This window comes from Hyunsoonleella aquatilis (assembly GCF_014270105.1).
Lineage (GTDB): Bacteria > Bacteroidota > Bacteroidia > Flavobacteriales > Flavobacteriaceae > Jejuia > Jejuia aquatilis.
Window position 1 is genome coordinate 510,548 of record NZ_JACNMF010000003.1, and the last position, 23,623, is coordinate 534,170.

The 23,623-nt window shown below is 38.4% G+C and carries 21 protein-coding genes; 16 read left to right on the forward strand and 5 right to left on the reverse strand.

Translation table 11 applies throughout. From position 1 onward, the window contains the following. Positions 1-16: 16 nt before the first annotated feature. Positions 17-1,327 carry a sulfatase-like hydrolase/transferase gene (locus H7U19_RS10845; protein ID WP_186562227.1) on the forward strand — a complete coding sequence of 437 codons (1,311 nt, stop codon included), beginning with the start codon at positions 17-19 and terminating at the stop codon, positions 1,325-1,327. A 65-nt stretch (positions 1,328-1,392) separates the two neighbouring features. Next, positions 1,393-2,406: an L-glyceraldehyde 3-phosphate reductase gene (mgrA, locus tag H7U19_RS10850; protein ID WP_186562229.1), complete on the forward strand. Its 1,014-nt coding sequence runs from the start codon at positions 1,393-1,395 to the stop codon at positions 2,404-2,406. A gap of 4 nt (positions 2,407-2,410) precedes the next feature. Here the strand turns inward: mgrA and H7U19_RS10855 are convergent, their stop codons facing one another. Beyond that, complete coding sequence (locus H7U19_RS10855; RefSeq protein ID WP_186562230.1) at positions 2,411-2,968, reverse strand: T9SS type A sorting domain-containing protein; 558 nt, start codon at positions 2,966-2,968, stop codon at positions 2,411-2,413. A 325-nt stretch (positions 2,969-3,293) separates the two neighbouring features. Next, the gene (locus H7U19_RS10860; RefSeq protein ID WP_186562232.1) at positions 3,294-3,968 is read right to left on the reverse strand and encodes a hypothetical protein; all 675 of its coding nucleotides are present in this window, start codon (positions 3,966-3,968) and stop codon (positions 3,294-3,296) included. Positions 3,969-4,687: 719 nt separating this feature from the next. On the opposite strand from H7U19_RS10860, the gene H7U19_RS10865 reads away from it, so the two are divergent. Beyond that, on the forward strand, positions 4,688-5,245 hold the full coding sequence (locus H7U19_RS10865; protein WP_186562234.1) for an ExbD/TolR family protein: 558 nt from the start codon (positions 4,688-4,690) through the stop codon (positions 5,243-5,245). Between the two features lie 93 nt (positions 5,246-5,338). Here H7U19_RS10865 and H7U19_RS10870 read toward each other — a convergent pair whose 3' ends face one another. Both H7U19_RS10870 and H7U19_RS10875 read right to left on the reverse strand, forming a co-directional pair. Then, positions 5,339-5,716: a 3D domain-containing protein gene (locus H7U19_RS10870; protein WP_186562236.1), complete on the reverse strand. Its 378-nt coding sequence runs from the start codon at positions 5,714-5,716 to the stop codon at positions 5,339-5,341. A 60-nt stretch (positions 5,717-5,776) separates the two neighbouring features. Next, the gene (locus H7U19_RS10875; RefSeq protein WP_425489557.1) at positions 5,777-7,708 is read right to left on the reverse strand and encodes an alpha-ketoacid dehydrogenase subunit alpha/beta; all 1,932 of its coding nucleotides are present in this window, start codon (positions 7,706-7,708) and stop codon (positions 5,777-5,779) included. A 203-nt stretch (positions 7,709-7,911) separates the two neighbouring features. Between H7U19_RS10875 and H7U19_RS10880 the strand changes: the two genes are divergently transcribed. The 6 genes from H7U19_RS10880 to H7U19_RS10905 all read left to right on the forward strand — a co-directional run bounded on the left by H7U19_RS10880 (position 7,912) and on the right by H7U19_RS10905 (position 13,386). Further along, a complete protein-coding gene (locus tag H7U19_RS10880; protein WP_186562238.1) occupies positions 7,912-8,862 on the forward strand; it encodes an isopenicillin N synthase family dioxygenase in 951 nt (316 codons plus the stop codon). Between the two features lie 74 nt (positions 8,863-8,936). Beyond that, a complete protein-coding gene (locus H7U19_RS10885) occupies positions 8,937-9,266 on the forward strand; it encodes a translation initiation factor (RefSeq protein ID WP_186562240.1) in 330 nt (109 codons plus the stop codon). A gap of 3 nt (positions 9,267-9,269) precedes the next feature. Then, on the forward strand, positions 9,270-10,214 hold the full coding sequence (locus H7U19_RS10890) for a DUF1835 domain-containing protein (RefSeq protein WP_186562242.1): 945 nt from the start codon (positions 9,270-9,272) through the stop codon (positions 10,212-10,214). Then, positions 10,204-11,067, forward strand: coding sequence for a nucleoside phosphorylase (locus tag H7U19_RS10895; protein WP_186562244.1), 864 nt, complete (start codon positions 10,204-10,206; stop codon positions 11,065-11,067). Before H7U19_RS10890 ends, H7U19_RS10895 begins: the two co-directional genes overlap by 11 nt. Beyond that, positions 11,067-11,921 (forward strand): substrate-binding domain-containing protein, encoded by an 855-nt coding sequence (locus H7U19_RS10900; protein ID WP_186562246.1) that lies wholly within the window; start codon positions 11,067-11,069, stop codon positions 11,919-11,921. Before H7U19_RS10895 ends, H7U19_RS10900 begins: the two co-directional genes overlap by 1 nt. 85 nt (positions 11,922-12,006) lie before the next feature. Further along, on the forward strand, positions 12,007-13,386 hold the full coding sequence (locus tag H7U19_RS10905) for a TlpA family protein disulfide reductase (protein ID WP_186562248.1): 1,380 nt from the start codon (positions 12,007-12,009) through the stop codon (positions 13,384-13,386). Positions 13,387-13,414: 28 nt separating this feature from the next. Here H7U19_RS10905 and H7U19_RS10910 read toward each other — a convergent pair whose 3' ends face one another. Then, the gene (locus tag H7U19_RS10910) at positions 13,415-14,974 is read right to left on the reverse strand and encodes an NAD(P)H-hydrate dehydratase (RefSeq protein WP_186562250.1); all 1,560 of its coding nucleotides are present in this window, start codon (positions 14,972-14,974) and stop codon (positions 13,415-13,417) included. Between the two features lie 329 nt (positions 14,975-15,303). On the opposite strand from H7U19_RS10910, the gene thrA reads away from it, so the two are divergent. From thrA to H7U19_RS10945, 7 genes are all read left to right on the forward strand, one after another. Continuing rightward, entirely contained in the window at positions 15,304-17,748 is a 2,445-nt protein-coding gene (thrA, locus tag H7U19_RS10915) for a bifunctional aspartate kinase/homoserine dehydrogenase I (RefSeq protein ID WP_186562252.1), read from the forward strand. 80 nt (positions 17,749-17,828) lie between these two features. Continuing rightward, positions 17,829-18,752, forward strand: coding sequence for a homoserine kinase (locus tag H7U19_RS10920; protein WP_186562633.1), 924 nt, complete (start codon positions 17,829-17,831; stop codon positions 18,750-18,752). A 110-nt stretch (positions 18,753-18,862) separates the two neighbouring features. After that, positions 18,863-20,167 (forward strand): threonine synthase, encoded by a 1,305-nt coding sequence (thrC, locus tag H7U19_RS10925; protein ID WP_186562253.1) that lies wholly within the window; start codon positions 18,863-18,865, stop codon positions 20,165-20,167. 64 nt (positions 20,168-20,231) lie between these two features. Then, positions 20,232-21,236: a T9SS type A sorting domain-containing protein gene (locus H7U19_RS10930; protein WP_186562255.1), complete on the forward strand. Its 1,005-nt coding sequence runs from the start codon at positions 20,232-20,234 to the stop codon at positions 21,234-21,236. 124 nt (positions 21,237-21,360) lie between these two features. Continuing rightward, positions 21,361-21,978 carry a YqaA family protein gene (locus H7U19_RS10935; protein WP_186562257.1) on the forward strand — a complete coding sequence of 206 codons (618 nt, stop codon included), beginning with the start codon at positions 21,361-21,363 and terminating at the stop codon, positions 21,976-21,978. A 63-nt stretch (positions 21,979-22,041) separates the two neighbouring features. Beyond that, complete coding sequence (locus H7U19_RS10940) at positions 22,042-22,329, forward strand: DUF3817 domain-containing protein (RefSeq protein ID WP_186562259.1); 288 nt, start codon at positions 22,042-22,044, stop codon at positions 22,327-22,329. Then, positions 22,329-23,621 carry a mechanosensitive ion channel family protein gene (locus tag H7U19_RS10945; protein WP_186562261.1) on the forward strand — a complete coding sequence of 431 codons (1,293 nt, stop codon included), beginning with the start codon at positions 22,329-22,331 and terminating at the stop codon, positions 23,619-23,621. Before H7U19_RS10940 ends, H7U19_RS10945 begins: the two co-directional genes overlap by 1 nt. Positions 23,622-23,623 lie beyond the last annotated feature (2 nt).

Here is a 23,623-nt window from a genome sequence, read left to right on the forward strand (position 1 = left end):
CATTAATCTTAAAATTATGAAATGGTTAGTTTTTGCCTTTGCCTTTATTGGATTGTTTTCCTGTAGTTCCAATTCTGAAATCGATACGAATAGCGAAGAGGACACTATGGAAATGGAAAATCAGGCAGACAAACTTCCCAATATTTTACTCGTCATTGCAGACGACATGGGCCTTGATGCCACACCAGGATACAACATCGGCACTGAAAAACCAAACATGCCCCATCTTCAAAAATTGATGGATACTGGCATTCGATTCAATAACCTTTGGTCAAATCCAACATGCACTCCAACGAGAGGAACAATTCTTACTGGCAAATATGGGTTTAGGACCAATGTTTTGGCTGTTGATGATCCTTTATCTACGTCGGAAACATCACTTCAAAAGTATTTAGATTTGAACACAGACAATGCTTATGCCCATGCCGTAATTGGCAAATGGCACTTGTCCCGAAGCGCTAGTCACCCCAATGATATGGGTGTGGGGTATTATGCCGGCTTTACCGGTGGTGGAGTGTCGTCATATTCGGATTGGATGCTCAATGTAAATGGAACAAGAACAACTTCGACGGAATATACCACTTCTAAATTCACGGATTTAGCCATTGATTGGGTAGACCAACAATCAAAGCCCTGGTTTTTATGGCTAGCCTACAATGCTCCTCACACGCCTTTTCACTTGCCCCCAAATAATTTGCACAGTAAAGGTGCTTTACCTGCGGACGAAACAAGCATCAATACCAACCCACTACCCTACTACCTCGCCATGCTTGAGGCTTTGGATACCGAAATGGGGCGTTTGATAAACTCGCTTTCCGAGGAGGAAAAAGAAAATACCATTATCATTTTTATTGGTGATAACGGCACACCAGGCCAAGTGGCTCAGGAATATAATTCAAGACGCGTAAAAGGCAGTGTGTATCAAGGCGGCGTGAATGTGCCCATGATAGTTTCGGGCAAAGGGGTTGAACGAATAAATGCCATAGAAAATGCATTGATTAATACTACGGACCTATTTGCAACCATTGCCGATATTGCCGGAACAGGAATAACCGAAGTACATGACAGCAAAAGCTTTAAAACTTTATTTAGCAATACTTTGTTGAATTTCCGAGACTATACTTATGCTGAAACAGAGGATTTAACCATACGTAATAATACCCACAAATACATAGTTTTTGATAATGGTGCTGAGGCCCTTTATAATCTTGGTAGCAATCCACTTGAAAATCCGAATTTACTAAACCCGAATCAATTGCCTTTAAATGATACCGATGAAAGCATTAAAAATGAATTGTCTTCAAAACTTACTGAAATAAGAAACTAGCCATTTTTAAAATTAGCTTCGGTTCCCAAAGTATTTTTACATTTGCATGAAACAACTGAAACACCATGCATATCAACGACAAATCCGGAATCGAATCTTATAAGGCATCTGCCGAGCGCTATAACTCCATGACTTACAAAAGAACAGGCAAAAGCGGTGTGCTATTGCCTGCAATTTCGTTAGGTTTATGGCACAATTTTGGTTTTGTGGACAGTATTCAAAATGCGAGGGAAGTGTTGCGATGTGCTTTTGATTTGGGGATTACCCATTTTGATTTGGCCAATAACTATGGCCCTCCGTATGGTTCGGCAGAGGAAAATTTTGGTACTATTTTAAAAGCCGATTTTAAATCCTATCGCGATGAACTATTTGTTGCCACAAAAGCAGGTTTTGATATGTGGCCTGGACCCTACGGAAACTGGGGCTCCCGTAAATATTTGATATCTAGTTTGGACCAAAGTTTAAAACGTATGGGGCTGGACTACGTGGATGTATTTTATCACCATCGCCCAGATCCTGATACGCCTTTGGAAGAAACCATGGGCGCCTTGGCAGATATTGTGCGGCAAGGAAAAGCATTGTACGTTGGCATTTCGAATTACAAGCCCAAAGAAACCCAAAAAGCTGCTGAAATTCTGAAGGCCCTGAATACCCCGTTCATTCTGCACCAAGCAAGATATTCGATGTTTGATCGCTGGGTAGAAGACGGCTTATTGGAAACGCTGGAAAACAACGGGGTGGGATGTATCACGTTTTCACCATTGGCCCAGGGCATGCTTACCGATAAATATTTGAATGGGATTCCCGAGGGCTCCAGGGCGGCCAAAAACATGACCTATTTGGATAAGAATACGGTAGAAAGCAATATCAAAAAAATTCAAAGTCTGAATGATATAGCCCAAAAACGCGGGCAAAAATTATCCCAAATGGCCATTGCTTGGATTTTAAGGCAACCACAAGTGGCTTCGGTGTTAATTGGTGCTAGTTCTTCAAAACAATTAAAGGAAAATGTAAAGGCTTTGGATAATTTAAGTTTTACAGTTGATGAGTTGCAGTTGATTGATGAAATTGTCGGTTAAACTTTCAGTATTTCACAAATTTCTTAGTTGTAACATTACCCAAAACATCCTTAATCTTTAGAAAGTAAATGCCTTTGGAAAGGCTTTGTAAATTCAATGAATTATCAGTACTCAGCTCTATCGATATTTGTGTTTTGCCCTGAATGTCAAATATTTGAACTATTGAATTTTCTAAATTTGAATTAGCCGTTATATAAAGGTTATCCTTAACAGGATTGGGGTAAATCGACAATGATAATTTTGTGTCGAATTCCGCAGAGGATAATATATTGAAATGATAAACGGCAAAGTCACCATTTGCAGACCTGATTATCAAGGTTTTTGGATCTTCCGTAGTTTCCTCATGAATTTCATAATTGAAAACTACTGACCCGCTAATTATGCCAAAAAATTGCAAGAACTTACCTTCTGTATCTTGAGCTTCACCTGCGTGGGTATTCGGATAAAAATTACACCCTCCTAATGTCCAACCCGTTAGAAATGAGGTAAAGGAAGAACTTTCAGAATTATATATTATTTGTATTCCTCCACCATCACAAATCCAAGTAATAAAATGCTGCATATTACTATTTACTGATCCAAAATTGCTTGTAACAGGCGAACCAGTTGAATTCACTGGATTAAGATTATCTGCTGAGTTGATATTCAGATTATACAAAATCCACTCGCCCTCATCTATTCTCTCAATTTGGGAATAAGAGGAAAGAGAAAAGAGAAAAGAGAAAAGATACAAACTATTAAAACTGCAAACCGCTTCATTAAAGATTATTTCTGAAACTAATATACTAAAAATCCTACTTTAAGACTAACCTATTGTCATAAATTTTTAAATAACTTGAAATTTACAGGTGAGGAATTGCAGTTGATTGATAAAATTGTGGGGCAGATTATTCCTTCAAAATTATAATCGTCACCTTAATGCCCTTTTCAAGAGCCCAGACTTTTCTTGAGATCACTTTGAGTTTGTCATCTACAATCTTATATTCTGCAGTATTTGGACCCGAGGCCCCTGTATTTACAGCAATAAAGTCAATTCTATTAAGCCCTTCCACCAAATCCAACTTCAATCCCTTGTAGCCACTTTGTAAATAAATATTGGATGCAATAATATCATCGTTTACCATAATGTGCAATAAATCCCCGTCAATTGCAGAATAATCCCGAACTAATATATTTATATAATCAGCTGTAGTTTTGTAATCTCCCCAAAAGGCATCTTCCTTTAGTCCAGCAGTTTCACCATAATATTCGGGCAACACTTCTTTGTTCAATTTCTTCAATTTTTTTTCGTGTAGTTCGCCTGGGTTGCCAAATTCCTCGTCCGGAAACATAGAAAACTCTTTTTCGGGAAACTCTAATTTTGAAACCACTTTGGGGGCGTTAAGTTCCTTAAAATCATCGTTTTCCTCTGGCTTCACAGGAACTATTTTTTTTGTATCGATAGAGTCCTTCGGGGAAATTATGGCAGGAATAGAACGATTCGATTCCTTTTTGGTATCAATCTGCGCATTAGCCTTTGAGGCAAAGGCAAATAAAACGATACATATCAATATTAATCTCATAAGTCCTTTAGTATTAGATTGAAAAGGGACGTTACAATGGGTCAAAGATATTTCTTTTCTTTCAAGATTTCTTATTCCATGGCTTATTTTGTATTTGTTTAACAATAACCGTTCCTATTTGATTCCAATAGTGATACTCCCTGCTTCTATTCCTCTTAAAAATGTTAAAATTTGTTAATTTACTATTATGTTATGCATAGTACTGTAACAAAATTGAAACGTCATCGTCTATTTAGTATAATCAATTAAAAAACAACAATTATGAGAACTTTAAACACCAATCAATTATCAAACACTTTAGAAGGTACTAAAACCAATCAGTGGAATAGCAAAAGACGTTACAGATAATAATGTCTTAAAAAAAAAATCATCTTTCATCAATCAAAAAACAACAATCATGAGAACATTAAACAGCAACCAATTAACAGACACTTTAAACGGAACTAAATCCAATCAATGGAACAATAAAAGGCGCTACAGATAGTAGCGTCTTTCAAAAAAATCTTTCATCAACCAAAAAATGAGAACAATTACTAAAATATCAAAACACTTAAAAGGGCTAACAGAAGAAAATCTTTTAATGAACAAACGGATTATGGCCATGGCGCCTCACCAACCGGTTCTTAAGGGGATTCATCATCATATGAGGTAAAACGACTCGTCATCTATGGTATTGTTTTTGTGTTTTTCATAGCATTAACATTTAACTATAATATATTATGATACGAACAACATCAAGCCCAGAAGTAAATGCGGGGTCTATGGCAGACATCGCATTTTTATTATTGATCTTTTTTCTAGTTACGGCAACAATCCCCAAGGACCAGGGTATTTACCGAAGATTACCGGATGTGTGCCCTCCGGGAATAGATTGCACAACCCCGATTCCCGAAAGAAACATTTTGAAAATCGCCATCAATTCCAAAAATGAAATTATGATGGATAATGCTATCGTAAGCATTGATGAAGTAAAGGATTTAGCTATGGCCTTTATTGACAACAACGGTGACGATAGTTGCAACTATTGTAATGGCGCTAAAACTGAAACATCTTCGGATAATCCCTCGAAAGCTGTCATTTCCTTGCAAACCGATAGAAATGCAAACTACAATCAGTTTATCCAAGTACAGGACGAACTCACCAAAGCTTATTTTGAGTTGCGAAAAACCTATTGCGAAACTGTTTTGAAAAAATCAATCGATGTCCTGAGCAAAGCAGAGTTGCAACAAGTGAAAAGCGCTTATCCATTTATACTTTCAGAAGCGTCAACGAAGTAGTATGAATGTGTAGTCGTTTAATCGTGGAGTTGTTTAGAACGGTGCGTCTTTTCTCGACTAAACAACTTCGCAATTAAACAACAAACAACTTTTTCAATTTTTTGGAATCCCATATTCAATACTTACCTTTTTTCTGCCCCATTGCCTAGCCACCTTTACGTCCTCCCCCATATAAATATCGATTCGATTTTTCCATCGGGAATGCATTTTATCTTTTACAAAATAAATGCCTTCGAGGCCATTAATTTTTACTGGGGTATTATGCTTTAGACCCAGCTTCAACAAATCCCGGGACACAGCGATACATTTATCTCCTGGATTCAGGCGATCTCCAAAGGCCGTGATATTTGGGTCCGAGTCTGTTTGACTAGACAGTGAGTTGTAAGCCGTAGCCGTTACCTCTTTGGACTGCCAAGTGTATTTGTCCTCAAAAGCAGGTTCTGGTTTTTTACAACCAATCACAATAAGCATAAAAACAAAATAAAAATAGCGCACGACAAAAACGTATTCTTTCTAAATATACGCATAAAATTAGTAGTTATGCAATGCCACTAGAGCTTCCTCAAATCTGTGTCTGGGTAAATACTGTTGCTCCAATTGGCTGGCAAAGGGAATCGGCGTTTCTAGGCTAGCCACCCGTTTTACGGGAGCATCCAGATATTCAAAACACGTTTCCATAATCATTGCCGAAACATCACTGGCAATACCCCCAAAAAGAGAATCTTCATGAAGAATGATCACTTTCCCCGTTTTTTTAACCGAATTAAAAATTGATTCCGAATCCAACGGTTGCAAGGTTCGCAAATCAATCAAGTCCGCTGAAATATTTAAGTGCTTTTCTAACGTTTCCAAAGCCCAATGTACCGCGGCTCCGTAGCTAATTATGGTGATGTCAACTCCCGTTTTTAATATAGAAGCTCTACCCAAAGGCAATGTATAATAATCCATTGGCACTTCTTGCCGGATACTGCGATATAACCCCTTATGCTCAAAAACCAACACTGGATTTGGATCGTTTATCGCTGTGGCCAATAAACCCTTAGCATCAAAAGGAAATGCTGGATAAACCACCTTTAACCCTGGGGTTTTCGTGAACCACGCCTCATTGGTTTGGGAATGAAAGGGGCCCGCTCCAACGCCCCCACCGCATGGCATTCTTATCACTACGTCTGCTTCTTGCCCCCAACGGTAATGCGACTTTGCTAAATAATTGACGATGGGATTAAAACCAGAAGACACAAAATCTGCAAACTGCATTTCCACCACACTTTTCATCCCGGCTATAGACAATCCCATAGCTGTTTCAACAATGGCCGATTCACAAATCGGGGTATTTCTTACTCTCTCATTCCCAAACTGCTCCACAAAGCCTTCAGTAATTTTAAAAACGCCTCCGTATTCGGCAATGTCTTGGCCCATGATGACCAAATCGTCATGGCGTTCCATGCTTTGTTTTAACCCTTCGGAAATGGCATCAATAAACCGTAGTTCTTTCGAGTTTGGATTTGAATTAACCTCTTTAAAATCAAATGGTTTAAAAACATCATTTAATTCATCTGTTTCATTTGAAACAATATCATCTTCTGAAAAAGCTTTGTCTAAATGCACATTGATTTCATCTGAAATATTTGAAATGATTTCGTCCTTTTCAGTCTCATCCAAAATCCCTTCCTGCATCAAAAATGATTCAAAATTCAAAATCGGATCTTTAGCCTCCCATGCATCCATCAATTCCTTTGGAACATATTTTGTACCACTGGCTTCTTCGTGCCCACGCATTCTAAATGTTTTGAATTCAATCAAGACCGGCCGTGGGTTTTGACGAATGCTTTTAGCAATTGCACCGACTTTAGAAAATACTTCAACAATATTGTTGCCATCAATTATATGCGATTCCATACCGTATCCCAGCCCTCTATCCGCTAGATTTTCACAATTATACTGCTCATTTGTTGGAGTAGATAAGCCATAGCCATTATTTTCAATACAGAATAAAACTGGCAACTGCCATACCGAAGCCACATTCAGTGCCTCATGAAAATCACCCTCGCTTGTACCGCCTTCACCTGTAAAAACAGCCGTTACATGGTTTTTCGATTTCAACCTTGAAGCCAGTGCAATGCCATCCGCCACTCCCAGTTGCGGCCCCAAATGCGAAATCATCCCAACAATTTTATATTCCTGTGTGCCAAAATGAAACGAACGGTCACGTCCTTTGGTAAACCCCGAAGCTTTGCCTTGCCATTGGGCAAAAAGTCTATAAAGTGGAATTTGTCGCGTTGTAAACACCCCTAGATTTCGGTGCATCGGTAAAATATATTCCTTAGAATCCATAGCCATCGTTACACCAACAGCAATGGCCTCCTGCCCAATACCAGAAAACCACTTGCTAATCTTTCCTTGTCGCAGCAACACCAACATTTTTTCCTCAATCATTCTGGGCAGCAGCATATTTTGATACATTTCCAAAAGGATATCGTTGTTTAGCCCATCGTTATCAAAACTAATGTTAAGCGGTATTTTTGAGGTTTTCATAAAAAAGTACTTAATTCATTATCAAATATACTGTAAATTACTTTTATTAATAAATAAATTGCATATAATTCAATAATTATAAATTGAATGTTTTTGTATTTTTACCCACTAACACCTGTACTGAATTCTATATGAAAAGTATACCCAGCGTAGATTTAAGAGATTTTATTTCAGAAGATGCGGAACGGAAACAAAAATTTGTAGACGCTATCGGCACAGCCTATGAGGAGATTGGGTTTGTAGCTTTAAAGGGGCATTTTTTGAACGATGCTTTGGTCGAAAAATTATACCAGGAAGTAAAGCGATTTTTCGATTTGCCCGTTGATGTGAAGCAAAAATATGAAATCCCCGAAATTGCTGGTCAGCGAGGCTATGTCTCCTTTGGGAAGGAAAGTGCCAAAGGCAAAAAAGAAGGGGATTTAAAGGAGTTTTGGCATTTTGGTCAATATGTGGAGGATAATGAAAAGCTAAAATCGGAATACCCTGAAAACGTGGAGGTTGAAGAGCTTCCTGAGTTTAACGAAGTAGGAAAGCAAACGTATCGCATGCTTGAAAAAACTGCTAAATATGTACTAAGGGCTCTAGCTTTACATTTAGGTTTGGAAGAAACTTATTTTGACAAATACATTCATAACGGCAACTCTATTTTGCGCCCTATACACTACCCTCCCATTACGGAAGAGCCCAAAGAAGCGGTTCGAGCGGCCGCCCACGGTGATATCAATTTGATTACATTGCTTATGGGTGCGCAAGGCCGAGGTCTGCAGGTACAAAATCACAAGGGCGAATGGATTGATGCCGTAGCTCAACCCGATGAGTTGATGATCAATGTAGGCGACATGTTATCCCGCCACACTAATAATAAATTGAAATCCACCATCCATCGTGTTGTGAATCCTCCAAAGGAACTTTGGGGCACTTCAAGGTACTCTATTCCATTTTTTATGCATCCAGTAAGTGATATGAAGCTTGACGTTTTGGATAATTGTATTGACGATAAAAACCCAAAACAATTTGAGGATATTACCGCGGGGAAGTTTTTAAATGAACGTTTAATTGAATTAGGGCTTATTAAAAAGTAGACAGTTGGCAGTGTTCAGTAGGCAGTCAAGCCTAATACTGATTACTGCATACTGAACACTGAAGACTGATAAATATGGATTTACAAGACCAATTAAAGAACTTATTTCCAGACCATGTATCTGAGGAAACCACTGATAATCCTATGGGAACACCAGATATTTGGATGCAGGACGACCCCATCATATGTAAATATGAAAAACGAAAAGGAAAACCTACTACGGTTTTGGAAGGCTACACGGGAGCAACTGAGGATTTTAAAAAATTAGCAAAAGACATTAAAACTACCTTAAGCGTTGGCGGGAGTTTTAAAGGCGACAAAATAATTATACAAGGCGACTATCGAGATAAAATCATGCAGATCCTGAAGGACAAGGGGTTTAAAGTAAAACGTGTTGGAGGATAAATAATGAAGAAGCAAATTTTACATATCACTAACGGCGGTAGTCTTACGGGCTATCTGAAAGAACTAGAAATTGAGGGCGAACTCCTTACATGGCAAGAAATGCTCTGCGAAGGCCCCACCCAGGAAGCAGTGCATACTCAGGAATTTATTGAGTTGCGTATTGCATTTCTTCAAGAGTTTTATAATGTAGAGCTGGATTTAACTAAAGTTGAGTTTGCCTTGCACCAAATGGACAATGCTAACGAAAGGTACTCCGAAATTGTACTATGGTTTGAATACGATTTGTTTTGCCATATCAACATGCTGGCAGTGTTGAACTTATTGCACGAGAAAAAAATCAACCTTCCTATTTCTTTGGTGTGTAGCGGGATGATTCCGGGTAGCACCACTTTAAAAGGGTTGACGGAATTGAATTCCGGACAATTACTTAAGCACTATAAAAACAAAGTAAAACTTACCAAAGAAGACATGAGTTTGGCCATCACCCTTTGGCAAATTTACTGTGGTAAAGACCACAATTTATTCAAACCTTACATCATACAGCCCTCTTCCTTTAAATATATGAGCAACTGTTTAAAGGCGCACTTAGAGCGTTTTCCGGATTCCATCACTGGTTTGAATATTTTGGAAACTAATATTTTAAAACTCATTAAGGAAAACGATATTAAATCCAAACATCATTTATTGGGTTATGCCCTTAACTATCAGGGATATTATGGCTATGGGGACTTACAGTTAGAACGTATGATTAACGATTTGAGTCCCTTTTATACCATTTCCGATGAAGAAATCCGACTCAATAGAACAGGACATGAAGCCTTGCTTGGACAGCATAATTTTGCCAGAGAATTCAAAAATGACATGGTTTACGGTGGCGTTAAGAAATTGGATTTTCAATTCAGTAAATCGGAAAACAGATTGATTAAATCCGCTTTCAATGCCAATTAAACCCTCCGAGCTTATTTTAAATCCCGATGGCAGTATTTATCATCTCAATTTAAAGCCAAAGGATATTGCCGACACCATCATTTTTGTGGGTGACCAGGATAGGGTTTCTCAGGTTACCAAACATTTTGATAGTATATATTTTGAAACCCAAAAACGGGAGTTCAAAACGCAAACTGGCCTTTTTAAGGGCAAATGTATCACAGTAATTTCGACAGGTATTGGCACCGATAATATAGACATTGTTTTAAATGAATTGGACGCTTTGGTGAATATTGATTTTGGAACCAGAACTATAAAAAAGCAACTCAAATCCCTCAACATCGTTAGGATTGGAACAACTGGTGCTGTACAAAAGGATATTCCCTTGGATTCATTTTTGATAAGTACCCACGCGTTGGATTTGGTCGGAATGCTCCACGCCTATCAAATTGAAACCATTTCCAACTCATCTTTGGAAGACGCTTTCATAGCACATACGAATTGGGGCAAAAACCGTGCAAGACCTATTGTTGTTGAAGGCTCTAAAACCTTAATCGATAAATTTAAGAGCGATCAAACTCATGAAGGCTTAACGGTAACGGCCTCTGGTTTTTACGGTCCACAGGGACGTATATTGCGATTGCCGATTAGCAACGAAAGTTTAAATAAAAACATGGAAAGTTTTAGCTTCGGCAATACCAAAATTACCAATTTGGAAATGGAAACTTCGGGTATTTATGGTCTGGCAAAATTATTGGGACATCGCGCCATATCCTTAAATGCAATAATTGCCAATCGCCCTAACGGAACATTCAGTTCAAACCCTAAAGCAACCATTGAAAAATTGATTACACATACCCTAGAAAGAATTTAATGATGAAAGTAAATATTGGTGGTGTGCCAGAACACTTTAATTTGGCTTGGTATCTCACTTTGAAAAATGGCGAATACAAAGAAAAGGGCATCAACCTCCGATGGCAAGATTATCCCGGGGGCACTGGTGCAATGTGCCAAGGCTTGAGGAATCAGGAAATCGATATCGCAGTTATTCTCACGGAAGGCATCATAAAGGATATCATAGCTGGCAACCCGAGTAAAATTGTCCAAACTTTTGTGCAAACGCCTCTCGTTTGGGGAGTACATGTTGCGCATCATTCAAAATATAAAAAAAATAGTGACCTCAAAGGCACAAAAGCCGCTATCAGCCGTTATGGTTCAGGTTCTCACTTAATGGCCTATATCAATGCTCAAAATAATGGTTGGGATATGGATAGAGATCTTGATTTTGAAGTGATAAAAAACCTGGAGGGCGCCGTGGAAGGTTTGACCAGCAGCCAAGCAGACTATTTTCTTTGGGAAAAATATACCACCAAGCCTTTGGTAGATGAAGGTGTGTTTCGACGTATAGATGATTGTCCATCACCCTGGCCCTGCTTTGTGATTGCCGTTCGGGAAGATTTTATCGAGAATCATTGTGCCGAACTCCAAACGATTTTGGAAATTATAAATACGACCACTTCGGAGTTTAAGTATATTCCAAGTATTGATAGGATGATCGCCAATCGTTACAAACAGCAACTTGAAGATGTGCAAGACTGGTTGACTATTACTGAATGGTCTCAAGAATTGATAGACGAGCCCACAATCATGAACGTACAAAAGCAACTAAAGGCCCTGGACATCATACCAAAAATTACGGACTATTCAGAACTCACCTTCAAATTGTAGTAGTACCCTACGAACATAAACTATTGTTAATTAGTTTCAGACTAATTGCCGTTTATATACTTTTGCAAAAATTAAAAATTTCAACATGAAAAGAATTTTACTGCCCCTAATATTAGTAACAATTTTTGCGTGCGATAAAAAAGAAACCAAAGGTGCTATGGACTACGCCCTTATTTCGGGGAAAATCGAGAACAAGAACGGTGTAATAACCGTCAATAGCATGGACAGAACGTTTAGCGAACCTTTGAATTTTAATGCTGATGGTACCTTTGCGGATACGTTGAATGCCGACAGAAATTCATATGTTATTTTCGATGGTAAAAACCCTGTATTTATTCATGTAGAACCCGGTTTCGATTTAAATATTTCGTATGATGCGAACGATTATAACAATTCGATTAAAGTTACCGGAAAAGGTGCCGAAATCAACAGATATGTTATAGCCAAAAGGAAAAATGAGAGAGATATTTTTGGTGACCCAAAGCAAACTTTCACTTTGAGCGAAGAGGATTTTAAGAATAAATTCCGTGGCATAAGGGATTCTCAAGATTCGTTATTGACTTCCATGGATGGCATTCCAAAGGACTTTATCGAAAAGGAAAAAAGAAGTTTGCATTACTCCTATTTAGGCTACCTCTTCAATTATGAAAATGCCTATAAATACTTTACAAAAGACGAAAGTTTTAAGGTTTCTGAAGATTTTCTTTCCGAAATGGATGATGTGGATTATGGTAATGAAGAGGATTTTGCGTTTTCGCAGGATTACAAGAATTTAGTATCCAACCATTACAGCAAAAAGGCCAAGAAAAAATCAGAAGACGAGACCATTGCTTATGATATTGCCTATTTAAAAACGTTGAGCGGTATCGAAAATGAAACCATTAAAAATGGATTGTTATTCAGTTTTGCGGAAAGTAGCATGGGATACTCTAAGGATGTGGAGGAGTTTTACCGATTATACATGGACAATTCTACAAACGCTGAAAACAATGAAGCAATTGAAAAAGTTTACAAGAAATTAACTGGATTGGCAATTGGCAAACCTTCCCCGAAATTTACGGATTACAAAAATTTTGATGGTAGTACTACGTCGTTAGAAGATTTCAAAGGTAAATACGTTTATATTGATGTTTGGGCAACATGGTGCGGGCCATGTGTTAGGGAGATTCCATCGCTTAAAAAAGTGGAAAAGCAGTTCCATGATAAAAACATCGAATTTGTAAGTATTTCAATCGACAAAGAAAAGGATTTTGAAAAATGGAAAACCATGGTACAGGACAGGGAATTGGGTGGCACACAACTTTTTGCGGATAGCGACTGGAAATCCCAATTTGTTCAGGAATACGAAATTAAAGGTATCCCCAGGTTTATTTTAATCGATCCGCAAGGGAATATCTTGGATGCCAATGCGCCGAGACCTTCTGATCCTAAATTGGTGGAGGTTTTTAATGGATTGAGTATCTAAACCTCCCATTACAAAAGATTTAAAGCCACTATTCAGTGGCTTTTTTTGTGTCTTCCTCCTCAGGTTGAGGCTGTTCGGGCTGTTTGAACAAGTCAATAAACGCTTCCCCCAAATACTCCACAATATGGCTGGCAATCAAGCTTTGATAGCCAAAATCCTCAACGGCAATATCAGCTGATCTACCGTGCAGATACACTCCAAAAATAGCACCCACCGAAGGATGGTAGCCCTGGGCAATCAATCCGGTTATAATTCCAGTGAGGACATCACCGCTACCAGCGGTGGCCATTCCTGGGTTGCCTGTCGTATTGATGTACAGTTTATCATTAAAAACCGTAATGGTGTTGGCACCCTTAACTACCACGATAAGATTGTGCTTTTTTGAAAAGACCTTGACTTTAGCCAGTTTTTCAAAATCATCATTCCACGCTCCAACTAAACGTTCTAATTCCTTAGGATGTGGAGTCAAAATGGATAATTCTGGCAACAATTTTAAAAGCGATTTCTTTTTAGCCAACATGTTCAATCCATCGGCATCAATCACTAAAGGTGCTTTATTTACTTTCAAAAATTGCTCAAAAGCTGAAATAGTTTTGGCATCTGTGCCCGCTCCAATCCCAAAGCCAACCACAGTAGGCTCTATATCATATTTAATGGAAGTAATACTGTTCTCATCAGCATCCGTGATGACCATGGCTTCCGGAAATCCAGCTTGAAGTGCCAGATATCCACATTTGGGTACATAGGCCGTCACCAATCCTGAACCCGCTGAAAGCGCTCCACGACAAGCCAATGTTACCGCTCCAATCTTCCCATAACTACCGCCTATAATCAAGGTATGGCCAAATTGCCCTTTATGAGAATATTTATCCCTTGGGATATAGTTGGGCAACACTTCATATTTACTAATTAATTGTGCCTCGGTTTCTGTGGTATTTAAATACTCTGGATTCAAACCAATATCCAAAACTTCCCACTGAACGGTATACTTTGCGGTTTCTGGTAGAAAAAACACCAATTTAGCCGAAGCAAAACTTAAGGTGAATCCAGCCCAAACTACAGCGTTTTCATCCGGGACGGGCTTATCCACAAACAACCCAGAAGGTATATCTATGGATAAAGTAAATGCCTTGCTTTTTCTAAAATGGATAAAAAGTCCCTTTACCCAATCATCAACGGGTCTATTCAATCCTATGCCAAAAACGGCATCAACAATAATATCATTGGGGTGAATCTCAGGAAAATCTTCACTGCAACCCAATAGCGTCGGCCATTTTTTGGTGACATTCTTTATGCGGTCGTAATTCACCAAAAAATCTTTTGACCTTTTATCACTGCAGTTCACCACATAGACGTTCACTTTATAGCCATCCAGAATCAAATGCCGACCCAAAACCAATCCATCACCACCATTATTGCCAATGCCACAAAAAATATGAATGGGCACCTGTGCACCCTGCATGCGCCGGTGCATCCAATTAAAAATCTGTGTGCCCGCACGCTCCATCAAATCCGTAGAACTAATATTTTGCCTCTCGGCAGTCAATTTATCCCCTTTGTATATCTGTTCCTTAGAAAATATCTTCATTATTAAATTTTTAATGCCTTTTCAAAATCATTTGTTTTATCAAAAGAAAAACGCCTCCTTGTGAGAATTCAGCAAAAAATAAATTTTAGTTTTTTTATTAGGCTAAATGTAATACTTTTGGGCTTTATTATTCAACATTATGCATTCAATGTGTCAAAATACGGGTGTTTTTGCGTCTTCTATTCTTGGAGGAACTACTCTTATTTTTGGGTGCACCACAAATATTACAACCCCTTGGGGTTGCTAATTACATTAACTTCGGTCTGTCGTTGTAATTTCAAAAATTACAAGTTTTTAAGTATTTACTATTTCAATCAATTGATTAAAACATGAAGGTTTTAAAATTCGGAGGGACTTCTGTAGGTTCTTCAAAAAATATAAATAAAGTCATCGATATTTTAGATGATTATTCAAAAAGCAGTAAAGTTATTTGCGTGGTATCCGCGGTTGGAGGTATTACCGACAAACTGCTTTTAGCCGGAAAACAGGCACAAAACAAGGACAAGGAATATCTTGAAACATTCAATATTATAAGGGACATACATTTCAGTATCGTCAACGAGCTTAATCCTAATGGTAACAAAGCGATTGTTAATTATGTTGAGGATAAATTGGAGGCACTAAAAAGCCTTTTGGAAGGTATATTCCTCATCAATGAACTTTCTCCTAAAACTTCGGATAAGTTAGTAAGTTTTGGGGAAGCTTTGTCATCTTTCATAATAGCCGAAACAATGAAAGTTAGAGGGCTTTCCACAAAGCGGAAAAACTCCAGAAAACTGGTAATCACCAATTCTAATTTCACTAAAGCTGAAGTAGATTTTGAAGTGACGAACACAAATATTACCGAATATTTTGAAACTGCAGAAGAGCAGATTACCATACTCCCTGGGTTTATTTCAAGTTCTGCCAGTGGCGAGCAAACTACTTTGGGTCGCGGTGGCTCGGATTTTACTGCAGCTATCGTTGCGGCAGCTTTAAAAGTGGAGCAATTGGAAATTTGGACAGATGTGAGCGGGATGTTTACAACCAACCCAAAATTGGTAAAACAGGCTTACCCTATTAAAACCATTTCCTATCAGGAAGCCATGGAACTCTCCCACTTTGGAGCTAAAGTATTGTACCCCCCAACGGTGCAACCCGTATTGGATTTGGAAATTCCGATTCATATTAAGAACACTATGGAGCCTGAAGATATGGGTACTATAGTTTCAAAAAATGCAAACGGTTCAGCATCACCAGTAAAGGGTATCAGCAACATTTCCAATATCGCATTGTTGACGCTTCAAGGCAGTGGCATGGTGGGTATTCCGGGGTTTTCTAAACGTTTGTTTGAAACCCTTTCAAATGAAAAAATCAATGTTATTTTAATCACTCAGGCATCTTCGGAACACTCTATATGTTTGGGTATTGAGAAAAAGGATGTTGAAATCGCCAAAACGGCTATCGATATCACCTTTGAAAATGAAATCGCATTGCATAAAATTGACCCATTAATAGTTGAAACTGACTTGGCAATCGTGGCTTTGGTGGGCGACAATATGAAAAACCATCAAGGCATCAGCGGTAAAATGTTCAGTGCATTGGGCAAGAATAATGTTAATGTGAGGGCCATTGCACAAGGTGCTTCTGAAAAAAATATTTCTATTGTTATTGAGGAAAGTGACGTAAAGAAAGCTTTGAATACCTTACATGAAGCCTTTTTCGAAACTATTACAAAGCAATTGAATGTTTTTATTACCGGTGTTGGAAATGTAGGCGAACGCTTAGTAGAACAAATCAAACAACAGAAAAAATACCTGAAGGAAAACTTGAAAATCAACTTGCGGGTGGCGGGTCTTTCCAACTCAAGGAAAATGCTATTTGATGACGGAGGCATTGATTTGAAAAATTGGAAAGAGCAATTGGCCAATGGCGAAGAAGCCTCTTTGTTTGGCTTTTTTGAAAAGGCAAAATCCATGAATTTGCGAAATAGCATTTTTGTGGATGTTACTGCAAACGCTGACGTTGCCGATTTATATGAGAAGTATTTAAGAGAAAGTATTGCGGTAGTAGCTTGTAATAAAATTGCTTGTTCCAGTGACTTTGAAAAGTACAAGGACTTGAAAAGACTGTCTTTAAAGTACAATGCGCCTTTCTTGTTTGAAACCAATGTAGGTGCAGGTTTGCCGATTATTGACACATTAGGGAATTTGATGGCTTCGGGCGATAAAGTCAATTCCATTCAGGCCGTTTTATCTGGAAGTTTAAATTTCGTCTTCAACAACTTCAACGATACCAATAAGTTTTATGATGTGGTGAAGCAAGCTGGTGCTGAAGGTTATACCGAACCCGACCCGAGGATTGATTTAAGCGGTGTGGACGTAGCCCGGAAAATATTGATTTTAGCTAGGGAAAGTGGCGTTGAAATGAACTTGGAAGATATTGACAATCAATCCTTTCTTTCGCCTGCTGGATTAAAAAGTGGTTCAGTGGATGAGTTTTATGATACGTTGATTGCTGATGAAGACCATTATCAGTCTTTATATGCTTCCGCGAAAGCGAATAATTGCCAATTGAAGTATGTGGCAAAATTTGATAATGGCAAGGCAAGTGTGGGATTACAGGAAATTCCTGAAGGACATCCATTTTACAACTTGGAAGGTAGCGATAATATTGTCATGTTTTACACAGAGCGTTACCCAAAACAGCCGATGATTATTAAAGGAGCCGGAGCCGGAGCTGATGTTACGGCTTCCGGATTGTTTGCCGATATTATAAGGTTAGCTAACGACTAATTTCTACTTAAAAGATGAAATTGCATAAAAGAAGTTCCAGCTATTGTTCCAGTGCGGCCGAGAACTATTTAATAGATAAAATGAACGAAATAAAGATATTTTCACCTGCAACCGTAGCCAACGTTTCCTGTGGCTTTGATGTTTTGGGCTTTTGCTTGGACAGTGTTGGGGACGAAATGGTGATTCGAAAAATTGAAAAAAAAGGTATCTATATATCGCATGTTGAAGGGTTTGATTTACCTTATGAAGCTGAGAAAAATGTTGCGGGAGTGTCTGCTTTGGCCATGTATGAGGCGATTGATGTAGATTTTGGATTCGAGATTGAAATCTATAAAAACATAAAGCCTGGCAGTGGTATTGGAAGTAGTGCTGCAAGTGCCGTGGGGAGTGTTTTTGGTATGAACGAATTAATCGGACGCCCATTTAATAATACACAATTAACAGAGTTTGCCATCAAAGGTGAAGCTTTGGCCAGTAAATGTGAACATGCAGATAACCTTGCCCCTGCTCTTTTTGGTGGTTTTACGTTGGTAAAAAGTGTAGCGCCTCTAAAGATACTGGAATTGCCAACCCCCAGTGATTTATGTGCAACAATCATTCATCCTCAAATTGAAATCAAAACTTCAGAATCCCGAGGTTTGCTGCCGAATGAAGTCCCGTTGAACGATGCCATTACCCAATGGGCAAATCTCGGAAGCCTAGTTCATGCCTTGCATACTAGCGATTTCGATTTGATGAAAAGCGCATTGACAGATGTAGTTGTGGAACCTCACAGAAGCAAGCTCATCCCATTATTTAACGAAGTAAAAGAAGCGTCTTTGAATGCAGGTGCTTTAGGTGCTGGAATTTCAGGGTCAGGACCATCAATTTTTACCTTAAGTAAAGGTTTAGAGCAGGCAAATATCGTTAAAGAAGCAATGCAAAGTATTTATGCTGATTCTGATATAGATTTTGATATCCACGTTTCAAAAATAAATACCAAAGGCATAAAAATCATAAATTAATTAGACGATGTCATTTCGGCCCCAAGGTTTCGGGGGAGAAATTTCACCAAGTAAATAAAAACCCGGTTTCAGCTTCGGTCTTCCGTCTTCTGTCATCGGTCCATTAAAAAATGAATTACTATTCACTCAACCATAAAGCACCAGATTCAACCTTCAAAAATGCGGTAATCAAAGGTTTGGCACCAGATAAAGGGTTGTATTTTCCCGAAAGCATTACTCCATTACCAAAATCGTTTTGGGATAACTTCGATAGTTTATCTTATGATGAAATAGCTTTTGAAGCCATCAAGCAATTTGTGTTGCCTGAAATCCCTGAAGATGTTTTAAGAAACATTGTGGAAGAAACATTGTCGTTTGACTTTCCAGTGGTGAAGTTGAATGAGGATATATCTACATTAGAATTGTTCCATGGCCCTACTATGGCGTTTAAAGATGTTGGCGCCCGATTTATGGCGCGTTGTCTTGGATATTTTAATTGCGATAATGACAGGGAAGTTACTGTTTTGGTAGCCACTTCTGGCGATACCGGTGGCGCTGTTGCCAATGGATTTTTAGGTGTGAAAGGAGTGAACGTGGTGATACTTTATCCTAACGGAAAGGTAAGCGATATCCAGGAAAAACAATTGACTACCCTTGGCCAAAATATTAAGGCATTAGAAGTTAACGGTACGTTTGATGATTGTCAAGCCATGGTAAAACGGGCATTTTTGGACGAAAGCCTGACCAGCAAAATGCAATTAACTTCGGCTAATTCTATAAATGTCGCACGTTGGTTACCTCAGTTGTTCTATTTTATGTTTGCTTATAAGCAATTGCATAAGGAACATGAAGATATTGTATTTTCGATCCCTAGTGGCAATTTTGGCAATATTTGCGCGGGTATGATGGCTCAACAATTAGGTTTGCCTATAAAACATTTTATCGCTTCAAACAATATGAACAATGTTGTTACAAGATATCTACAATCACAATTATACGAACCCCGTCCGTCAATACAAACTATCAGTAATGCCATGGATGTTGGGGCTCCGAGTAACTTTATTCGCATTCTGGAAATTTATAAAAACACGTTTGAAACCCTAAAGGACAACGTTTCTTCCTATAGCTTTACGGATGAAGAAACCAAGGAGGCAATGTTGGAAATCTATACCAACTATAACTATGTAGCTGATCCTCATGGCGCTGTGGGATACCTGGGTTGCAAATCTTACCAAAAGAAAAACCCCAATGCCCATTGCGTGTTTTTGGAAACCGCTCACCCGACAAAGTTTTTGGATGTAGTTGAAGAAGTTATTAGGCAAGAACAATCGCTGCCCGAACAAATTCAATCTGTTATGGGCAAGGAAAAAGAATCAACTATAATTTCTGCCTATGAGGAGCTAAAACATTTTCTGCTTTCAAATAAGAGTGAGTAATACAGGATACCTCATGATGGTTTTGGTTGTTATTTTTTCGAAATTGCAGACAAAACAGCATGCTATGAAAAAAACTACACTTAAATACACTATAGTTTGTCTTACCCTAATTTTAGGCCTAAGCCTTTTCTCCCAAACGGTACCCTGTGACGGCACTGTGCCTTTTGAGGAGCAAAACGGATTATTAACCATTGAAATGGAATCAGGTATTTTACCAGCAAATTCAGATTGGAAAGAGGAAAGTGAACCGGATCCAAATTTACCAGGTTCTACTATCAATTATATTTATTGGGATGGGGCAGATTCTTTTAGTGCTTTACCTGGTGCAGCCATCACCTATAACATAAAAATAAATAACACAGGCACCTACAGATTCTTCTGGCGCGGACGTATTGGTGCTGGCAATTCTGGTGGTGAACATAACGATGCATGGTTAAAAATTGTGGCTGATGATTTTTATGCTACCAAACAAAGTAGCCACACTGCTACTGGGGCGTTAGAGCCAAAACCTGATTGTAATAGTAACCCAGATAGAACTTGTCCTGCAGGATCTAGCGTTGGTGGCTTTTTTAAGGCTTTTATGAATAGGCATCCTGGAGGCAATATCGAAGACAGATGGGGTTTTGTTACCAATACAAACGATCACGATTCCTTTAGATTTATATGGGCAACTTTTAATACTCCAGGAAACTATTCTGTAATTGTCGATGCAAGATCTAACTCCTTTTTTATTGATAAAATGGTACTCTATAGAACGGATGTTAGTAAAAACACCGCGGAGGACCTAAACAACAGTGAATCGACTTGTACTACGCTTTCTGTAGATGATATTTCCAAAGTGTGGGATGTTAAAATATACCCCAATCCTTCAGCCGAGTATGTTACAATCTCAAATTTACCCAACAATGGTACTCTTTTGCTGAAAAATATCCACGGTGTCACCGTTAAAAGAATGGATTATAAATCCTCTAATACGACATTAGATTTAACAGCATTACAATCGGGTGTCTATTTCATTTCAAACTTAGATAGAGGAAATTATTTTGTTAAAAAATTAATTAAAATCTAAGTGTCTAATTGAATTTAAAGCAAATCCCATATTCCGAAATATAAACGTTAAATAATCCCTAATTAACTTCATTGGGGCTTCGAATTAATGTTTTGTATTTACTTTTGTAATTCTAAATTTTGCTATGAAACCGAAATCAAAGTTGAGGAGCGGCAAGTCGCGCTTACAGTTACTTCATCAATATTATTCCTATACTGGTTTTTACGCTTTTGTATGGAAGGCCGTTAAAAAAGCACTACCTTATATTGGTGCAGTAGTAATCGCAATTTATGCAATTAATCATTTTTTTGATATCAACGGCGCCCTAACCAGGCTAACCGAAATATGGCCTTCATATGGTGTATTAAGTTTCTTTTTTGTTTCCGAAACTTTATTGGGACTTATACCTCCTGAAATTTTTATCGCCTGGGCAGGCAAAATGAATAGCCCATGGTTTTATCTAAGTTTATTGGCTATACTGTCCTATGGTGGTGGATTGTTATCTTATTGGATGGGGCGTTCCATCACTAAGATGCCATCGGTACATAATTATTTGGAAGCGAAAATGGAGAAACAATTGAAAAACTCCAGAAAATGGGGCGGTTTTTTGATTATGGCCGGCGCATTGTTACCCCTGCCTTTTTCTATTTCATGTATCGCCGCTGGTATTATTAGTTTCCCTTTTAAAAATGTGGCACTCTACGGTTCCCTGCGCTTGCTGCGCTTTGTGGGCTATGGACTTATCATCTTTAACGTGTTATAAAAAAGTCTTAAATCCTGCGGTTTTATTGTGGCTGTGTTCTACTTTTGCACAAAATAAAATCGTATGTTTTCCTTTGTGAATATTTTTAGGGTTGTGGCGCTTTTAGAAGGCGTCTCTTATATTTTGCTTTTATTTATTGCAACACCTATAAAATACTTAGCTGGTGACCCTCAATATGTGAAACTATTAGGGATGCCGCACGGCATTTTGTTTATTCTTTATATCGTTATGGCCTTTATGCTGAAGTCTGAAATGAAATGGAACAATAAACAATTTATGGCAGTATTGCTGGCCGCCATCATTCCTTTCGGCACCTTTTATATTGATAGAAAATATTTAAAAACTGCATAATGGTTCAAAGTGAAACTATTTCTGAAACTACTGTCGACCAAGTATCCAATTTAAAACATTGGATTTATGATTATTTGTTGGACCTGGGCGTTACAGAATCCTCTGCAGCCTACCTAAATATGTTGGTTTTATTAATAGGGCTAATAATTGTTATCGGTATTATCGATGTCATTATCCGAAGGATATTGATTGGAGCATTTACCCAATTCGCAAAACGTTCCAAAACCAATTTTGACGACCTTTTGATTTCTAATAAAGTACCCCGAAACATAGCGCACATCATTCCATTATTGATTGCCTTGGAATTTGTGCCTGATGTTTTTGCAGATTTTTACAATTTCGAAATCCTAATTGAAAAAGGCCTAAAAGTATTCGCCATTGTTCTCACCCTATGGATTGCAAGGAGCCTGCTCAACACCATAAAGGACTTTCTAAAAACCTTACCGCGCTTCAGGGATAAGCCTATCGACAGCTACATTCAGGTATTTATGATTTTTGCTTGGTTTGGCGGTATCATGTCTGCAATTGCCATAATTACCAACATTCCCTTTTTGAAATTCCTAACGGGGATGGGTGCCATTTCCGCGGTTATTATTTTGGTCTTTAAGGATACTATTCTTGGGTTCGTGGCCAGTATACAGGTGTCCATAAATGATATGGTGAGGATTGGGGATTGGATTACCTTTGAAAAATACGGCGCCGATGGAGATGTGATTGAAATCAATTTGGCCACCGTAAAAGTTCAAAATTGGGACAAGACCATCACCACCATTCCCACGTATGCGTTGATTTCGGACTCCTTCAAAAACTGGAGGGGTATGATGGATGCAGATGGCAGACGCATTAAGCGTGCCCTAAACATCAAACAGGACAGCATCAAATGTTTGACAGATGCCGATGTCGAAAGGCTAAAAAAAATACAGTTGATAGCCCCTTATTTGGATAAGAGACAAAGTGACATCGAAAAATACAACACTACCAATAATGCTGACAAGACACTTCTGTTAAACGGAAGAAACCTTACCAATGTTGGGGTATTTAGAAAATATGTACAAACCTATATAGAAAAACATTCGGGGATTAATAAGGACATGACCATTATGGTTCGCCAATTGGCACCAACTTCAGAAGGTTTGCCAATTGAAATCTATGCGTTCAGCAGCGATAAAAGATGGGTAAATTACGAATATATTATGGCAGATATTTTTGACCATGTACTATCGGCAGTCCCCTATTTCGATTTGGAAATATTTGAACTGCCGACAAGCCATGTCATTGTACCAAAAAATTAGTT

Bases quoted from the DNA above. Each gene is read 5' to 3' on its own strand.
- H7U19_RS10845 (WP_186562227.1), top strand. From the start codon at position 17: ATGAAATGGTTAGTTTTTGCCTTTGCCTTTATTGGATTGTTTTCCTGT.
- mgrA (WP_186562229.1), top strand. From the start codon at position 1,393: ATGCATATCAACGACAAATCCGGAATCGAATCTTATAAGGCATCTGCC.
- H7U19_RS10855 (WP_186562230.1), bottom strand. From the start codon at position 2,968: ATGCAGCATTTTATTACTTGGATTTGTGATGGTGGAGGAATACAAATA.
- H7U19_RS10860 (WP_186562232.1), bottom strand. From the start codon at position 3,968: ATGAGATTAATATTGATATGTATCGTTTTATTTGCCTTTGCCTCAAAG.
- H7U19_RS10865 (WP_186562234.1), top strand. From the start codon at position 4,688: ATGATACGAACAACATCAAGCCCAGAAGTAAATGCGGGGTCTATGGCA.
- H7U19_RS10870 (WP_186562236.1), bottom strand. From the start codon at position 5,716: ATGCTTATTGTGATTGGTTGTAAAAAACCAGAACCTGCTTTTGAGGAC.
- H7U19_RS10875 (WP_425489557.1), bottom strand. From the start codon at position 7,708: ATGTATCAAAATATGCTGCTGCCCAGAATGATTGAGGAAAAAATGTTG.
- H7U19_RS10880 (WP_186562238.1), top strand. From the start codon at position 7,912: ATGAAAAGTATACCCAGCGTAGATTTAAGAGATTTTATTTCAGAAGAT.
- H7U19_RS10885 (WP_186562240.1), top strand. From the start codon at position 8,937: ATGGATTTACAAGACCAATTAAAGAACTTATTTCCAGACCATGTATCT.
- H7U19_RS10890 (WP_186562242.1), top strand. From the start codon at position 9,270: ATGAAGAAGCAAATTTTACATATCACTAACGGCGGTAGTCTTACGGGC.
- H7U19_RS10895 (WP_186562244.1), top strand. From the start codon at position 10,204: ATGCCAATTAAACCCTCCGAGCTTATTTTAAATCCCGATGGCAGTATT.
- H7U19_RS10900 (WP_186562246.1), top strand. From the start codon at position 11,067: ATGATGAAAGTAAATATTGGTGGTGTGCCAGAACACTTTAATTTGGCT.
- H7U19_RS10905 (WP_186562248.1), top strand. From the start codon at position 12,007: ATGAAAAGAATTTTACTGCCCCTAATATTAGTAACAATTTTTGCGTGC.
- H7U19_RS10910 (WP_186562250.1), bottom strand. From the start codon at position 14,974: ATGAAGATATTTTCTAAGGAACAGATATACAAAGGGGATAAATTGACT.
- thrA (WP_186562252.1), top strand. From the start codon at position 15,304: ATGAAGGTTTTAAAATTCGGAGGGACTTCTGTAGGTTCTTCAAAAAAT.
- H7U19_RS10920 (WP_186562633.1), top strand. From the start codon at position 17,829: ATGAACGAAATAAAGATATTTTCACCTGCAACCGTAGCCAACGTTTCC.
- thrC (WP_186562253.1), top strand. From the start codon at position 18,863: ATGAATTACTATTCACTCAACCATAAAGCACCAGATTCAACCTTCAAA.
- H7U19_RS10930 (WP_186562255.1), top strand. From the start codon at position 20,232: ATGAAAAAAACTACACTTAAATACACTATAGTTTGTCTTACCCTAATT.
- H7U19_RS10935 (WP_186562257.1), top strand. From the start codon at position 21,361: ATGAAACCGAAATCAAAGTTGAGGAGCGGCAAGTCGCGCTTACAGTTA.
- H7U19_RS10940 (WP_186562259.1), top strand. From the start codon at position 22,042: ATGTTTTCCTTTGTGAATATTTTTAGGGTTGTGGCGCTTTTAGAAGGC.
- H7U19_RS10945 (WP_186562261.1), top strand. From the start codon at position 22,329: ATGGTTCAAAGTGAAACTATTTCTGAAACTACTGTCGACCAAGTATCC.